This window comes from Bifidobacterium intestinale (assembly GCF_023656765.1).
Classification (GTDB): Bacteria; Actinomycetota; Actinomycetes; order Actinomycetales; family Bifidobacteriaceae; genus Bifidobacterium; species Bifidobacterium hominis.
This window is the reverse complement of the sequence record NZ_JAMOKR010000003.1, coordinates 60,693-75,999: the sequence shown is the minus strand read 5'-3', so window position 1 is coordinate 75,999 and position 15,307 is coordinate 60,693. Positions and strand designations below refer to the sequence as shown.

Genomic DNA, 15,307 nt, shown 5'->3' with positions numbered 1-15,307 from the left:
GCCGTCAGAGCCGTCTGGGCGAATGCGGAATGCCGATCGCGAAACGCGTGCCGACGGAGCGCGTGTTCCACGGCGACACCTTCATCGATGAGTACGAATGGCTGCGCGACAAGGAATCGCAGGACGTGCAGGATTACGTCGCCGCACAGAACCAGTATTGCGAACAGCGCATGGAAGCGTTGAAAAACCTACGCACCACATTGTTCAACGAGTTCAAATCGCATGTGCAGGAAACCGACATGTCCGTGCCAACGCGCATGGACGGCTACTGGTATTTCACACGCACCAAGGAAGGCCAGCAGTATGCGGTGCAATGCCGTGTGCCGATTCGAAGCGCAGACGATTGGGATCCGCCGACCATTGAGATCGGCGTTCCCCTCGACGGCGAACAAGTGGTGTTCGACACGAATGCCGAAGCGCAAGGCTACGATTTCTTCCGCATTGGTGGCATGGATGTTTCCAAAGACGGACGTTGGATGCTGTACGGCACTGATACCAGCGGCGACGAACGTTACAATTTCCGTATTCGCAATATCGAAACCGGCGATGAACTGCCGGAAGTGTTCGAAGGCATCGGCGGCGCCTGCTTCACGCCGGACGCGCAATGGGTGTTCTACGTGCTGCTCGACGACGCATGGCGTCCATATGCGGTGATGCGACACCGCGTTGGTACCCCCGTCACCGACGATGTGGAAGTGTATCGCGAACAGGACGAACGATTCTGGGTGGGCATCGGCCTGTCGTTCGACGAACGCAATCTGGTGATCGGCACCGGATCGAAAACCACCACCGAAGTGCTGCTGCTTTCCACTGACGATCCGGAAGGTGAATTCCGTGCGTTCATTCCGCGCGAGCCGGATGTGGAATATGACGTGAGCTTCAGCCGTTTCGAAGGTGCCGGCGAGCATGGCGAGGACATTCCGCTCGCCGTGGTTTACCACAATGCGTTGAACCCGAATTTCGAAATCGATGTGATTGACATGCGTTCGCATGAGCCCCCGTATCGTTTGGGTGAGGGTGTGCGTGTGGCCGTCGGCTCGCCGTACGGATGCGAGCATGGCGACGATGTTGAACCGGGCGCTTCTTCGATGCCGATCGGCACGCCGTATTCGAATCCTTGCAATCCCGCCATTTTGCAGGGTGCGCATGGTCTTGGCATCGAGGGAATTTCGATTCATCGGCATTACGTGGCGTTGCAGTACCGTGCGGAAAGTCTGCCGCATATTGCGGTGATGACGAAGGATGCGGCCGCGGAGGATTTTCTTGCAGGTCGCCCATGGCGGTTCACCGAGCTGGTTCCGCACGCGTTGGAAGGCGATTGGGATGTTGATGAGTCGGTGGACGAGATCAACGTGGAGCGTGCCGAAGTGTGGGGTGCGCTCGACCAGTTGGCCGCTGCGCAAGGCGAAGGATCGGCCGTGCATGGGATTTCCCGTAAGGCGATGACTTCGTCGGATGGCGCGACTGCCGATGCGATGCCGGGGGAGACCCGGCGCCTGTATTCGATTAGTACGGGAGATAATCCTTCATATGATGCGCCCCGTATACGCTACTCGTTCGCCAGCTATACGCGCCCTGGCGAGCTGCATGATGTCGATCCGGCAACCGGTGAGGATCGCCTGTTGAAGCGTGCCACCGTGCTTGGTGGATTTGAGCCGCGCGAATATATGGAACGCCGAGTGTGGGTCACCGCCCGCGATGGCGAGCGTATTCCCGTTTCCTTGGTGTGGCGTCGGGACGTGCCTGCTTGTGATTCGGCGATGTTCGTTACTGGTTATGGCGCGTATGAGATCAGTTCGGATCCGGGATTCTCGGTGTCTCGCATCAGTATGCTTGATCGTGGCGTGCTTTATGCGGTGCCGCACATTCGCGGCGGCGGTGAGATGGGTCGTGCCTGGTATGAGCAGGGGCATCTGCTCAATAAGAAGCATTCGTTTGAGGATTTCGTTGATGCCGTGCGTGCGTTGCAACGTGCCGGTTTGGCGTCTCCTGTTCGCACGGTGGCCGATGGTGGTTCCGCCGGTGGCCTGTTGATGGGTGCCGTGGCGAATCTGGCTCCTGAATGTTTTGCCGGTATTGAGGCGGATGTGCCTTTTGTGGATGCGTTGACGTCGATTCTTGACCCGTCGTTGCCGTTGACGGTTACGGAGTGGGACGAGTGGGGCGACCCGTTGCATAATGCGGACGTGTATCGGTATATGAAGGAATATACGCCGTATGAGAATGCGCCGGCTGATGCCGATGATGATCGGGTTGTGGTTTTCCCGAAGATTTTCATCACCACGTCGATGAATGACACGCGTGTGCTGTATGTGGAGCCGATGAAATGGTTGGCTCGCCTGCAGCGCGCTGGTGTGGATGCCGTGGCGAAGATTGAGGTTGAGGCCGGTCATGGGGGTACGTCCGGAAGGTATAAGCAGTGGGAGGAGATTTCCTATGAGAATGCTTGGTGCCTTGCGATGATGGGTATTACGCATTAATTCGTTTGTGTCCGACCGTGTATGTTCGGCGTTTCTTGTAGGGCCCCCGATTTGAGGGTCCTACACCGAACTGCATTGGAAAGTGCCATACGACGTCAAAATCAATGAAGGTGACACGTTCGTGGCCGCCGACGACGCCATATGGAGTGTCCACTAGTTGAGCGTTACGTGTCCACGTGCTGATCCGTTGACTAGAGTCGCGTGCTATGAGTGATTCTGCAAAGAAGTACACCATCGCCGTCATTCCGGGCGATGGCATTGGCAAGGAAGTGACTCCGTGGGCCCAGAAGGCGCTGGAGAAGGCGGCCGAGGGCGTCGCCGAATTCGATTACGAGAATTTCGATCTTGGTGCCGAGCGTTACCTGCGCGACGGTGCGATTCTTCCGGAAGAGGAAGAGGAGCGCATCAAGAAGACCGATGCGATTCTGCTGGGCGCCGTAGGCGATCCGCGCATCAAGGCCGGCATTCTGGAACGTGGTCTGCTGCTCAAGCTCCGCTTCGATCTCGACCAGTACGTCAACCTGCGTCCTTCCAAGCTGTACAAGGGCGTGACCTCCCCGCTCGCCAACCCGGGCGACATCGACTTCGTTGTAGTGCGTGAAGGCACCGAAGGCCTGTACTGCGGCGCCGGCGGAGCGGTGCGTCGCGGCACCCCGAACGAGGTGGCCACCGAAGTCTCCATCAACACCGCCTACGGTGTGGAGCGCGTGGTACGTTACGCCTTCCAGCTGGCCATGAAGCGCAGGAAGCATGTGACCCTCGTGCACAAGAAGAACGTGCTCGTCAACGCGGGCGACATGTGGCAGCGCATCGTTGACAAGGTCGCCGAGGAATATCCGGAAGTCTCCCATGACTATCTGCACATTGACGCGACCACCATCTTCATGGTGTCCAATCCGTCCCGTTTCGACGTGATCCTCACCGACAACCTGTTCGGCGACATCATCACCGACGAGGCCGGCGCCGTGGTCGGTGGCGTTGGCTATTCCGCTTCCGGATGCATCAACGCTTCCGACGAATACCCGTCCATGTTCGAGCCGATCCACGGTTCCGCTCCAGATATCGCAGGTCAGAACAAGGCCAATCCGACCGCCGCGATTCTTTCCGCAGCCATGCTGCTGCGCCACCTTGGATTCGACGAAGCCGCAGCCAAGATCGATGCGGCCGTCGAAGCCGACATTGAGGAACTGGGATCCACCACCCGCTCCACCGACGAGGTCGGACGCGACATTCTGGCCCGCATGTGACGGGCATGATCCGGATTATATGATTTTGCCGGATCCATTCGCCTGTTGAAACGCCCGTCGAATCGAGCTTCATGCTTGGTTCGACGGGCTTCACGTATATTCAGGGGGATTTCAGGGATTGCTTTCAGGGTAGATGAAAGAGATAAGGCAAATTATGGGATATTGTTGGAAACATGAGTGACAACAATGCCGGCTACAACAATTCCGGACAAGACAACTATTACGCGTCGAATGATTCGACCCAAGCTGATTTCGGACAATTCCAGGATGGCTGCAATCAGCCTGCAGCGCAACCGTACAATCCCAACCAGTATGCATCGCAGCAGCCTGTGCAGGGACATGCCCCGGACGCGCAGGGCAACAACATTCCCGACGGTACGTATGGCAATGCCCAGCCATATGGTCAGCCGGCTGCCTACGGTTCGTCCGTGCCCGCAGATGGCTTGGCCGCTCCCGCTTACGCGCAGCCTACGCAGCCAGCTCAGCCTAGCTACGGCCAGCCGATGTATGGACCGGCGGATTACGCACAATCGGCGCAGACCCCCTATGATCAGCAGCCGGCGCAGCCCCAATACACGCAGCCCGCATACAATCAGCCGCCAATCTACGCGCAACAGGCCTACTATCAGGCGGCCCAACAGCAGCCAGGCTACGGCTACGCGCAGAAGTCGAAGATCGTCGCCGGCCTTCTTGGCCTGTTCCTCGGCACCCTAGGCATACACAACTTCTATCTGGGCTACACCGGCAAGGCCGTGGCCCAGCTGTTGCTGACCCTGATCGGATGGATCATCCTTGTCGGACCGATCATTTCCGGAATCTGGGCTCTGATCGAAGCCGTCCTCATCCTGTGTTCCAGCTACGGATCCAGCTGGCACCGCGACGGGCGTGGCCAAGAGCTCCAAGATTGATGCGCAGAGGCCTGTACAAGCAGCCGGGTGGAAAACTCGTAGGGGTTTCCGTCCGGCTTTCTGATGCCGTTCCAGCATATTCCCGCGAATGCGCAAGCTCCACCCAATCCGTAGAACAATGCCGGATCGACGGCGATTTCTTTCTTGACGGCAATGACAAGGATTCCCGCCGACTATTGCAGGATTTGGAAAACTTGCTGCAAAGCCAGCAAAGCGCGCCCGCACGCGATATTACGCGACGATTGCAAGCGATTACCGCGAACTATCCGAACGTGCGATTGGTGGGCATGACGGAAGAGGGCATCGCCATCGCTTTCCTCCGCGCAATCACAGGAAGCGAATCGCGCAATGCGGAAGATGCAACGAACAACGGGAATATCGTGCGGTCCGCGAAACAATATTCCGGGGAACAACTGGAAACGCATAATGCGCTGACGCAAGAGGAATATCTGGAACGTTGGCGGGCCCTGAAACCGACCGTCATCCATGACAAACCGCGAAATCCAAACGAACAAATGGAAACCGACATCGCATGGGCGCGCGAAGTGGCGGCAGGAAAACGCGAACCCACGCTGCGTATCTGGGAATGGGCCGCGCCGGCGGTGGTCATCGGCAAATTCCAATCACTCGAAGACGAAGTCAACACGGCGGTCGCGCAGAGGGAAGGATTTACCGTGGTCCGACGTTGCACCGGCGGCGGGGCAATGTTCATCGAACCGGGCAACACCATCACCTACTCGCTATACGCGCCGCTCGATTTCACCCAAAGCATAGGCGTCGAGGAATCATACCGGCTCTGCGATTTCTGGCTGGTGCGCGCGCTTAAGGAACTCGGTCTCGACGTACGATTCGCCGGTCTCAACGACATCGCCACGCAATATGGCAAACTCGGCGGAGCCGCGCAACGCCGCTTCACGCCAGTAGGAGGAGGGCCTGGCGCCGTACTGCACCATGTGACCCTCGCCTACGATATCGACGCGGAAAAAATGGGACGGGTGCTGAACACCTCACGCGAAAAAATGTCGGACAAAGCAGTGAGATCGGCGGTAAAACGAGTCGATCCGATGCGCTCGCAGACGGGCATGAGCCGCGAAGACGTGGTTGAACGGCTGCTCGATGCCGCCAAGCGAGTTACAATGTAGCCCGACGATAGAAGCCGCCCGAATGTCAAGGGCGATGAGAACGCTACGAAGGCTTGGTGTTCCACGAGGGCATGCGGAATCGCAGCAAGCTTTCGAAGCCGCAGCAGCGCGCCCGACAACACGTCTGGTGGCCGTGCCCAGAGGATGCGCCTATGAACACGGAGGTGTGACAAATGGCTACGCCAAACGAGACAAATAGTGGACCCAGTGGCGAAAGTGCAATGTTGCTGCATACCGCGTTGTTCAAGCAGGTTTCTTCCGAAGAGGCGGAGGAACTGCTGCCGCATCTGCAACATGCCGAATACAACAAGGGCGACTATATTTTCCGTGAAGGCGACACCGATCATCGCATGTATCTGCTGGAACGCGGGCGCGTCAAACTAATCCGGCAATCGTCCGACAGACGTGTGCAGTTGTTGAGCATTCATGCGTACGGCGAAGTGCTGGGTGAGATTCCGGTGTTCGATCCGCACGGTGGGCCGCGCACCGCGTCCGCCGTGGCCATGACCAATGACACGAAAGTCGTGTGGCTTGAACATGACGCCCTGTTCGCATGGCTTGACGAGCATCCGCGCGTGGCCGTCGACATGCTTCAGGTGCTCGCGCATCGCATGCGTGACAACAACGAGCGCATTTCGGAACTTGTGTTCATGGACGTGCCGGGACGTTTGGCAAAAACGCTGCTGAATCTGGCGTCACGTTTCGGTGAGCCGGTCGAGGCGGGGCTGAAGGTGCCACACGATCTGACGCAGGAGGAAATGGCGCAGCTGGTCGGTTCGTCGCGTGAGACGGTGAACAAGGCGCTGATGGATTTCGCCAACCGTGGATGGATTGCGCGTGAGGGCCGTTCCATCGTCATCTATCAGCCGGGTATGCTTATTCGGCGGGCGAGACGATAATTTCGGCTATTTTCCAGTGTTTTTCAAGTTTTACGGTTGTTTGTGAGAAATCCGTGACGCCTGTGGGCGAGCGGTTGATTAGTAGACCCACCACTTTAGAATGGGCACCATGCCCGAAAAGAAGACTTTGACCGTTCAACGTGTGCTCGCGCTCGTGATTGCCTACATCACGCTGAGTGTGGGTGGCGGCGTGGCCGCCAGTTTGTTCCTCCTACCGGCGGTTTTCGGCGCGAACAGCGTCGCCAAGGCGGTTATTCCGTCGCTGTCGGTCGAAGGTATTGATTTTGATGTGACCAGCTTGCCGCAGAAGTCGACCATGTACGCTTCCGATGGCACCACGAAAATCACCGAATTCTGGGATCAGAATCGTGAAGTCGTGCCGTTGAAGAAGATTTCCAAATACATGCAGCAGGCCGTGGTCTCGCGTGAAGACAGGCGATTCTTCACTCACGGCGGCGTTGATGTGCAGGGTGTGTTCCGTGCATTCGTCCAAACATACGTGAAGGGCGACCATCAGGGCGGTTCCTCCCTTACCCAGCAGTATGTCAAAAACGTGCTGATTCTGCAGGCGCAGCAGGATGACGATCCGATTGCGCAATACCATGCGTCGGAAGATACCATCGCACGAAAATTGAGAGAAATGCTGATTTCCGTGCAAATGGAAAAGCAGTATTCCAAGCCTGAAATTTTGCAGGGATATCTCAATATCGCACAGTTCGGCGGCAATAGCCTCTATGGTGTGCAGGCGGCTGCGAAACGGTATTTCAATACCACCGCCGATCAGCTGAACATCGTGCAGTCCGCCACCATTGCGGCAATCACCAAGAATCCGAACGCGTACGATCCTTCCGTCGAATCGAACCAGCCGGAATCCGAGAAGCAACGCAACATCGTGCTGCAGCTGATGCACGAGCAGGGCTATATTTCGGATGCGGAATATCAGGAAGCGGTCAATACTCCGCTCGTGGATACGCTTAATGTCCAGCCTATTTCCACCGGTTGCATGGCAGCGGATTATGATGCAGGCTATTTCTGCGATTACGTGGTGCATAAGATTTTGAATTCCAAGGAATTCGGCAAGACCAGCGAGGACAGGGAAAGACTGCTGAAAGAGGGTGGTCTGAAGATTGTCACCACGTTGGATATCGACGCCAACACCTTGTTGAACGAAACCGCGCGCAACACCATTCCGCCGGAAGATTCCTCCGGCATGGAAATCGTGATGGCGTCCGTCAAACCGGGTACCGGAGAAGTGTTGGGCTTCGGTCTGAATCGAACGTATGATGCCACCGAAGCGGCGCAGAACGACCAGACCAGGGATTCCATGAACTATGCCGTGGACCGAGAAGACGGCGGCGGCATGGGCTTCTCCATCGGCTCGTCGTGGAAGCCTATCAATCTGGTGGCATGGATGGAAGCAGGGCATTCCGTCAACGAGAACCTGCAGACGTCCACGAGGTATTCGACCTCGTTGTTCGCATGCGATCGTTATACCGGCGGCACCGATTCGTGGAACGTCACCAACGCAATAACCAATGGAACGGTGAACCCGGAAACGCCGGCATTGGCTTTGGCAAGGTCTCATAACACCACGCAGGCTTCCATGGGATCCATCATCGGTTTGTGCAAGATTGCCGATACCGCAACTGAACTTGGCTATCATGATGCGAATACCGGTGAGACGCTCGACAAGACCTCATCATTCGTGCCTGCCATGATGGTCGGTAACGTCAACGTGTCCCCGCTGACGATGGCAAGCATCTTCGCTGTATATGCGTCCAATGGCGTGCAATGCAATCCGATCGCGCTGAAGCAGGTGACTGATGTGGATGGCAATGATATTAAGGTGCCTTCCGCGAACTGCCATCAGGCGGTTGATCCGGAAATCATTCAAACGCTTGCTTGGGCCATGAATCAAGGCGTTGTTCGTCCTGACGGCGCAGGCGGTGTGGCACAGTTAGCCAATGGACGTAAGACCTTCGCCAAGACCGGTACCCACGAGGATCAGCTAGTTACGACAGGTGGTTTCATTCCGAACCAGATCGCTACATTCGTGCTCGTCGGTGACGTGCAGAATCCGGTTGGACACCCGATTGCGAATATCGCTATCAACGGCCAATACCACGGCTATTGGGATGGTTCCACCATCGCGGCCCCGGCATGGCGTGACTTTATGAATGCTTATGCGGAACGCAAACAGCTGCCGATTGATAACGATTATGGGCAGCCTGCGGCCAAGTATTCCGCAACATCCGGCGCGGTCACCAGGATCGGCGGTGGAAAGCAGAATGCCACACAGCAGCAAAGCACAATCATCCAGCAGCAGAACCAGTCACTTCAGCAGCAAAGCCAGTCGCTTCAGCAGCAAAGCCAGCAGAACGACCAGCAGGCTGATCAGGATCAGCAGCAGACCGAAGATGAGTGACGCTTCCGCAATTCAGTGAATGGAAGTGAACAATCAATGAACGCCCGCCATGCTCGGCGGGCGTTCTGCGTAGAATGCAGATAGTGCCGGTTCTACGGCACGAAATCTCCAGAGAAGCTCAAGGGGAATACGAAAAGAAGGTTCAGCTGATCGGCATGAAGCCGGTAGGTGCGACCGGAGGGGGAGCTACTACGATGAGCGAAGATGAAAAGAAGACGAAGCAGTCGAAGAAGGCCAAAACCAATGGCACGGTTGGCCTGTTCGATCCTATGACTTTGCGTGGAGTGGCCGTGCGCAACCGTATCTGGCTGCCGCCGATGGACACGTATTCCGCGTTGGCCCAGGATGGTCTGCCCACGCCATTCCACTACCAGCATTATGTGTCGCGTGCCATGGGCGGTTTCGGCATGATTATCGTGGAAGCTACCGCAGTGGCGCCGGAGGGTCGTATTTCGCCATGCGACTTGGGATTGTGGGCCGACGAGCAGATGGATGCATGGCGTTGGATCGTTGCCGATACGAAGGCCGCCGGCGCCACCATGGCGGTGCAGCTCAACCATGCCGGACGCAAAGCCTCCACCGGTTGCTTCTCCATCGGTTTCGAGCATGAGAGCGTGCCGGAGGAACAGGGCGGTTGGAAGACCGTGGGGCCAAGCGCCAACGCGTTCGGCTCGCTGACCAAGCCTCGCGCGTTGACCGTTGACGAGATCCATGCCATTGTCGACCAGTTCCGCGATGCCGCTTGGCGTGCTTATGATATCGGTTTTGACGCGGTGGAAATTCATGCGGCCCACGGCTATCTGCTGTCGCAGTTCCTCGACCCGCTGATTAACGAGCGTGAGGATGAGTATGGCGGATCGTTCGAAAACCGCATCCGCATGCTGGTCGAGGTCGTGGACGCCGTGCGTTCCGTCGTGCCCGACACCATGCCGGTGCTGGTGCGCGTTTCCGCAACCGACTGGGCTGCCGGCGGTTGGGATCTCGACCAGACCGTCGACCTTGCCAAAGTATTGAAGGAGCATGGCGTCGATCTGGTGGATGTTTCCACCGGAGGCATGATTCCGGGCGTGACCATTCCGGTCAAGCCCGGCTATCAGGTTCCGTTCGCGGAGCAGGTGCGTTCGCGTGCCGGAATCCCAACCACGGCGGTCGGTCTGATCACCAAACCGAAGCAGGCCAAGAAGATTCTCAAATCCGGTGCTGCCGACGCCATCGAAATCGGACGTGTGGCATTGCGTGATCCGAACTGGCCATTGCGTGCCGCAGCCAAGCTCGATATTCCGACCGAAAATGCGCCCTATCAGCCGCAATACGTGCGTGGCGCGTATTAAATGGAACCGATAGATTGGATTATCGTCAGATAAATATCAGATAAAAACAGGCAGTATTGGTAATCGCAATAAAATAGCGTCCCGCACCATAGTATTGGTTGCGGGACGCATTATTTTGCTGCTTTCATCTATCGGGAAGCCGGCTGAAATCAGGCGTCGATGCCGACGGCCTGGCTGACGTGGTCGAAACCGTCGCGCTTGAGCAGTTCGGCGAGGCCGCGCTTCAAAACGGTGATCTGCTGCGGACCGCGGTACATCAGCGAGCTGATGAACATCACCAACGACGAGCCGGAACGGATCTTCTCATAGGCCTGCTGCGGTGTGAACACGCCGCCGATGCCTGCGATTGTGAAACGGTCGCCGTATTCGCGGTACACCTGCTTGATGCGTTCGTTGCTGGCCGCATAGCAAGGCGAGCCCGACAATCCGCCCTCCCAATCACGCGGGATGTTCATGCCGGTACGATCCTTCTGCAGGTTCGCGATCGATAGCCCCTGCACGTTGTGCTCGGCAAGCACGTCAAGCAGTTCCTTGAACTCTTCCCAGCTCTTGTTCAACGGCAGTTTTACCAGTGTGGGCTGCGGGCGTTCGATTTTGTCGAGTTCGGTGAATAGCCTGTCGAGCGCTTCCGGACTTTCGTTGAACGGTTCGCCGGCCATGGTGTTCGGGCAGGAGATGTTCACTTCGACCATGGCGGTGCGGCCGACGGCGCGACGCATCGAAGTGCAGTAATCCTCGATGCCCTCCTCCAAATCGCCGGTTTTGGTGTCGTTCGTGCGCGCGATTGATACGGAAATCTGCATGTCGCGAGCTTTCGTCCAAGCCTGCTCAGCACGCGGAATCACGATTTCCGATCCCTCATTGGCAAGACCGACGTGCACCATCATCGAATCATATTCAGGCAGGCGATGGAACCACGGCCTCGGATTGCCGGGGCATGGGCGGGACGTGGTGGAACCGACCGTTTCGAAGCCGAAACCGGCATTGTCGAGCAAGACCGGCATCTCGCAGTTCTTGTCAAGACCGGCGGAAAGACCGAACGGATTGACAAAGTCGATGCCCATAACATTGGTTTCCAGCACCGGGTCGGAGTAGTTGAGCATTTCACGGCACGCCCACATCAGCGGAGGAATGTTCTTGGTGATCTTGCAGAACTGGATCATCTGGTCATGCGCCACGTCGGGCGTTTGATTGAAAACGAAAAACGGTTTGATGATGTGCTTGTAGCCGAAGGTGAAGAGATCGGTGGTGGCTTTGTTCACCGCGTCGTGCCAGAAATTCTCAGAAACATACGTCATGGTTCACCATTCTCGCATCGTTTGCTGAAAGAAGGCAACATGGTGATCGGTTTCGTTGACGGTATGTCGACGTTCGTTTTTGTGCGATTCGGAGGATTGTGTGATATTCAGGTACACTTTTCTGCAAGTAAAACGCGCGAAACGCTCATCTCAGTTTTTATTTTGAGTGAACATGTGCGATAATGTTCGAATGATATCGTCACAACGTCAACATTTGATTTTGAGCAGGTTGCGTACCCGCGGTGCGGTGCGTATCACCGCATTGTCCAAAGAATTGGGTGTTTCCGCCATGACTATCCGTCGCGATATCGCCGATCTGGCCGACAAGGGTTTGCTGAAACGCGTGCACGGCGGCGCCGTCACCACCAGCACGCTGCTGAGCGAGCCGTTGTTCTCTGTAAAGTCGCAGATGGACATCGGCCTCAAAGACGCCATCGCACAGGAAGCCATCAAATATGTGGCGCCCGGCGACGTGATCGCCGTCGGCGGCGGCACCACGGCATACGTGTTCGCGCAACATCTGCTTGAATCGCAGCAGTCATCGGGCATAACCATCCTCACCAACTCCATTCCGGTGGCAGAACTGGTGCAGGCGCTGGAATCGAAAGACGTGGAAGTCATCGTGACCGGCGGCGTGACCACCCGATCCAACTCGCTCGTAGGGCCGATTGCCGACAAGGTGGTGTCCTCCCTGCGCGTCAACACAGTCTTCCTGGGCACGCATTCCGTGTCCATTCCGCGCGGCTTCCTCATGCCGAACTCGCTTGAGGCCGCAACCGATATGGCAATGATGGACATTGCCGATCGAACCATAATTTTGACCGATCACACCAAGTGGAGCTGCACATCATTGTCGCTTTTCGCACGCTTCGACCAGGTGGACACGGTCATTACCGATGATGGACTAGACCCCGATTCGGTTGGGAAAACAAGGGATTTGGTTAAAGAGCTCGTGCTGGCGCACCAGAACGAGCCTATTCAGGAAGGTGAATAACCATAATGAGTGAATTCGCAAACTACACTCCGGGAGAGTACGCGAAGGAACACATTCGCATCACGCCGACCACGCTCGCCGATGGCCGTGCGTTCTTCTACCTCGACGATGATCCGGAATATGTTTCCGGCGCGAAGACGCGCGAACTGAACGATCCTCGTCAGCTGGCATACCGCTTCTCCAACCAGCTCAACGCAGCCGGTGAGGAAGTGCCGTACGCCGCTCCGGAAATGCGTCGCGATCCACTGACCGGCGATTGGATTCCGATGGCGACCGCACGCATGAACCGCCCGATCACCGCAGGACCGGGTGCCACCGCCAAAGGCAACCCGCTGGCCGCACGCAAGCCGGGCGACCCGTACCAGGACGGCGAAGTGCCGGATACCGACTACAACGTGGTCGTGTTCGAAAACCGCTTCCCGTCGATGGTTCGAGTGCCGGGCCGTTCCGAAGCCGTGGAATACGTCAACGGCAACCCGCTGTGGGAGAAGAAGCTCGCCGCAGGCCGCTGCGAAGTGATCTGCTTCGACCCGGACGAAAACGGTCTGCCGGCGGATCTGCCGGTCTCCCGTCTGCGCACCGTTGTGGAAGCATGGGCGTTCCGTACCGCCGAAATCTCCAAGATGGAAGGCATCGAACAGATCTTCCCGTTCGAAAACCACGGACAGGAAATCGGCGTCTCCCTGGCGCACCCTCACGGACAGGTCTACTGCTACCCGTTCATCGCGCCGAAGATGGAAGCCGAACTCAAGCAGACCGAAGCCTACCATGAGAAGACCGGCGGCAACCTGCTCAAGGATCTCATGAACTCCGAAATCGAGGCCGGGGAGCGCATCGTCATGCGCAACCACAGCTGGGTGGCTTACGTGCCAGCAGCAGCCCGCTGGCCCCTCGAGGTGCATGTGGCCCCGGTGCGCGACGTGCTCACCCTCGACGAGCTCAACGACCAGGAACGTTGGGATCTGGCCGTCATGTACTCCACCCTGCTCAAGCGCGGCAACGCGTTCTTCGACAAGGGTGACGGCAAGGGTATGGACCTGCCGTACATCGCAGCATGGCATCAGGCTCCGATCCACGACGTACGCCGTGAAAACTACCGCCTGAACCTGCAGTTCTTCTCGTTCCGCCGCGCAGCCAACAAGATCAAGTATCTGGCCGGATCCGAATCCGGCATGGCCGCATGGGTTTCCGACACCACGCCGGAACTCATCGCCAAGCGCTTCCACGAGCTCGGACCAATCGATATCGAAGGCTGAAAGCCAATAAAACCCAAAGGACAAAACACCAATGACTGCTGTTGAATTCATTGAGCCGCTCTCGCACGACGAGGGTGTGAAGAACGCGACCGATCTGTTCCGTGCCACCTACGGTGAGGAACCGGCTGGCGTATGGGCCGCACCGGGCCGTGTGAACCTGATCGGCGAACACACCGACTACAACGCGGGCCTGTGCCTGCCGATCGCACTGCCGCACCGCACGTTCATCGCGCTCAAGCCGCGTGAAGACACCAAGGTGCGCGTGGTTTCCGACGTTGACTCCGAAAACGTCGCCGAAGCCGACCTCGACGGCCTGCAGGCCGGTGGTGTGGAAGGCTGGGCCGCTTACCCGGTGGGTGTGGCCTGGGCATTGCGCGAAGCCGGCTTCGATGCGGTGCAGGGCTTCGATGCGGCATTCTCTTCCTGCGTGCCGCTCGGATCGGGCCTGAGCTCGTCCGCCGCCATGACCTGCTCGACCGCGCTGGCCCTGGATGACGTGTACGGCTTGGGCTACGGCGCTTCCGACGCCGGTCGTGTGACGCTGATCAACGCCGCCATCAAGTCCGAGAACGACATGGCCGGCGCCTCCACCGGCGGCCTCGACCAGAACGCCTCCATGCGCTGCACGTTCGGCCATGCGCTGCGCCTGGACTGCCGCCCGGAGCTGAGCCCGCTGGAGAATGTCTCCCAGCAGGAGTTCGATCTCGACAAGTACGGTCTGGAGCTGATGGTGCTCGACACTCAGGCTCCGCACCAGCTCAACGACGGCCAGTATGCCCAGCGCCGCGCCACCTGCGAGAAGGCCGCCGAAATCCTCGGCGTGGCCAACCTGCGTGTGGTTGCCGACAGCATCGCCAAGTCCGACGATCCGTTCCAGGCGCTCAAGGAAACGCTCGACAAGCTGGAAGACGACACGATGAAGAAGCGCGTGCGTCATGTGATCACTGAGATTGCGCGCGTCAACTCCTTCGTACGTGCCTTCGCCAACGGCAAGATCGACGAAGCCGGACGACTGTTCAACGCGTCTCATGATTCGCTCGCAGCGGATTATGAAGTGACTGTGCCCGAGTTGGATATTGCCGTGGATGTGGCTCGTGTCAACGGCGCGTACGGCGCACGTATGACCGGCGGCGGCTTTGGTGGCTCCATCATCGCGCTGGTGGACAAGGGCCAGGGCCACGAAATCGCACAGAAGATTGCTGACCGCTTCGAAAAGGAAGGTTTCAACGCACCTCGCGCTTTGCCGGCGTTCGCTGCGGCTTCCGCGAGCCGCGAGGCTTGATCGCAGAAGCCGATGCAAAAACGCGCGTTGGCGCACGCCCATGAA

Annotated in this window: 11 protein-coding genes; 10 read left to right on the top strand and 1 reads right to left on the bottom strand. The window is 57.8% G+C overall.

Features of this window, described 5'->3' with window-relative positions; genetic code table 11:
• The first annotated feature begins 29 nt into the window (after positions 1–29).
• The 7 genes from NBH13_RS04985 (at position 30) to NBH13_RS04955 (ending at position 10,432) form a co-directional block, all read left to right on the top strand.
• Positions 30–2,480: a S9 family peptidase gene (locus NBH13_RS04985; RefSeq protein ID WP_250779271.1), complete on the top strand. Its 2,451-nt coding sequence runs from the start codon at positions 30–32 to the stop codon at positions 2,478–2,480.
• A 206-nt stretch (positions 2,481–2,686) separates the two neighbouring features.
• The gene (locus NBH13_RS04980; protein ID WP_003835420.1) at positions 2,687–3,727 is read left to right on the top strand and encodes a 3-isopropylmalate dehydrogenase; all 1,041 of its coding nucleotides are present in this window, start codon (positions 2,687–2,689) and stop codon (positions 3,725–3,727) included.
• 173 nt (positions 3,728–3,900) lie between these two features.
• The gene (locus NBH13_RS04975; RefSeq protein ID WP_099571713.1) at positions 3,901–4,635 is read left to right on the top strand and encodes a TM2 domain-containing protein; all 735 of its coding nucleotides are present in this window, start codon (positions 3,901–3,903) and stop codon (positions 4,633–4,635) included.
• Positions 4,635–5,777 carry a lipoate--protein ligase family protein gene (locus NBH13_RS04970; protein ID WP_099571712.1) on the top strand — a complete coding sequence of 381 codons (1,143 nt, stop codon included), beginning with the start codon at positions 4,635–4,637 and terminating at the stop codon, positions 5,775–5,777. Before NBH13_RS04975 ends, NBH13_RS04970 begins: the two co-directional genes overlap by 1 nt.
• A 173-nt stretch (positions 5,778–5,950) precedes the next feature.
• A complete protein-coding gene (locus tag NBH13_RS04965) occupies positions 5,951–6,676 on the top strand; it encodes a Crp/Fnr family transcriptional regulator (protein WP_099571711.1) in 726 nt (241 codons plus the stop codon).
• Between the two features lie 100 nt (positions 6,677–6,776).
• The gene (locus tag NBH13_RS04960; RefSeq protein ID WP_099595005.1) at positions 6,777–9,101 is read left to right on the top strand and encodes a transglycosylase domain-containing protein; all 2,325 of its coding nucleotides are present in this window, start codon (positions 6,777–6,779) and stop codon (positions 9,099–9,101) included.
• Positions 9,102–9,295: 194 nt separating this feature from the next.
• Positions 9,296–10,432, top strand: coding sequence for an NADH:flavin oxidoreductase/NADH oxidase (locus tag NBH13_RS04955; protein ID WP_250779159.1), 1,137 nt, complete (start codon positions 9,296–9,298; stop codon positions 10,430–10,432).
• A 149-nt stretch (positions 10,433–10,581) separates the two neighbouring features.
• On the opposite strand, the gene NBH13_RS04950 is transcribed toward NBH13_RS04955, so the two are convergent.
• Positions 10,582–11,730, bottom strand: coding sequence for a quinone-dependent dihydroorotate dehydrogenase (locus NBH13_RS04950; RefSeq protein ID WP_099571708.1), 1,149 nt, complete (start codon positions 11,728–11,730; stop codon positions 10,582–10,584).
• A gap of 190 nt (positions 11,731–11,920) precedes the next feature.
• Between NBH13_RS04950 and NBH13_RS04945 the strand changes: the two genes are divergently transcribed.
• The 3 genes from NBH13_RS04945 to galK are packed head-to-tail and all read left to right on the top strand — an operon-like array spanning position 11,921 to position 15,262.
• Positions 11,921–12,724 carry a DeoR/GlpR family DNA-binding transcription regulator gene (locus NBH13_RS04945; protein ID WP_039199155.1) on the top strand — a complete coding sequence of 268 codons (804 nt, stop codon included), beginning with the start codon at positions 11,921–11,923 and terminating at the stop codon, positions 12,722–12,724.
• Positions 12,725–12,729: 5 nt separating this feature from the next.
• Positions 12,730–13,980 (top strand): galactose-1-phosphate uridylyltransferase, encoded by a 1,251-nt coding sequence (gene galT / locus NBH13_RS04940; RefSeq protein WP_022245380.1) that lies wholly within the window; start codon positions 12,730–12,732, stop codon positions 13,978–13,980.
• Between the two features lie 31 nt (positions 13,981–14,011).
• Complete coding sequence (gene galK, locus NBH13_RS04935) at positions 14,012–15,262, top strand: galactokinase (protein WP_250779158.1); 1,251 nt, start codon at positions 14,012–14,014, stop codon at positions 15,260–15,262.
• Positions 15,263–15,307: the final 45 nt, after the last annotated feature.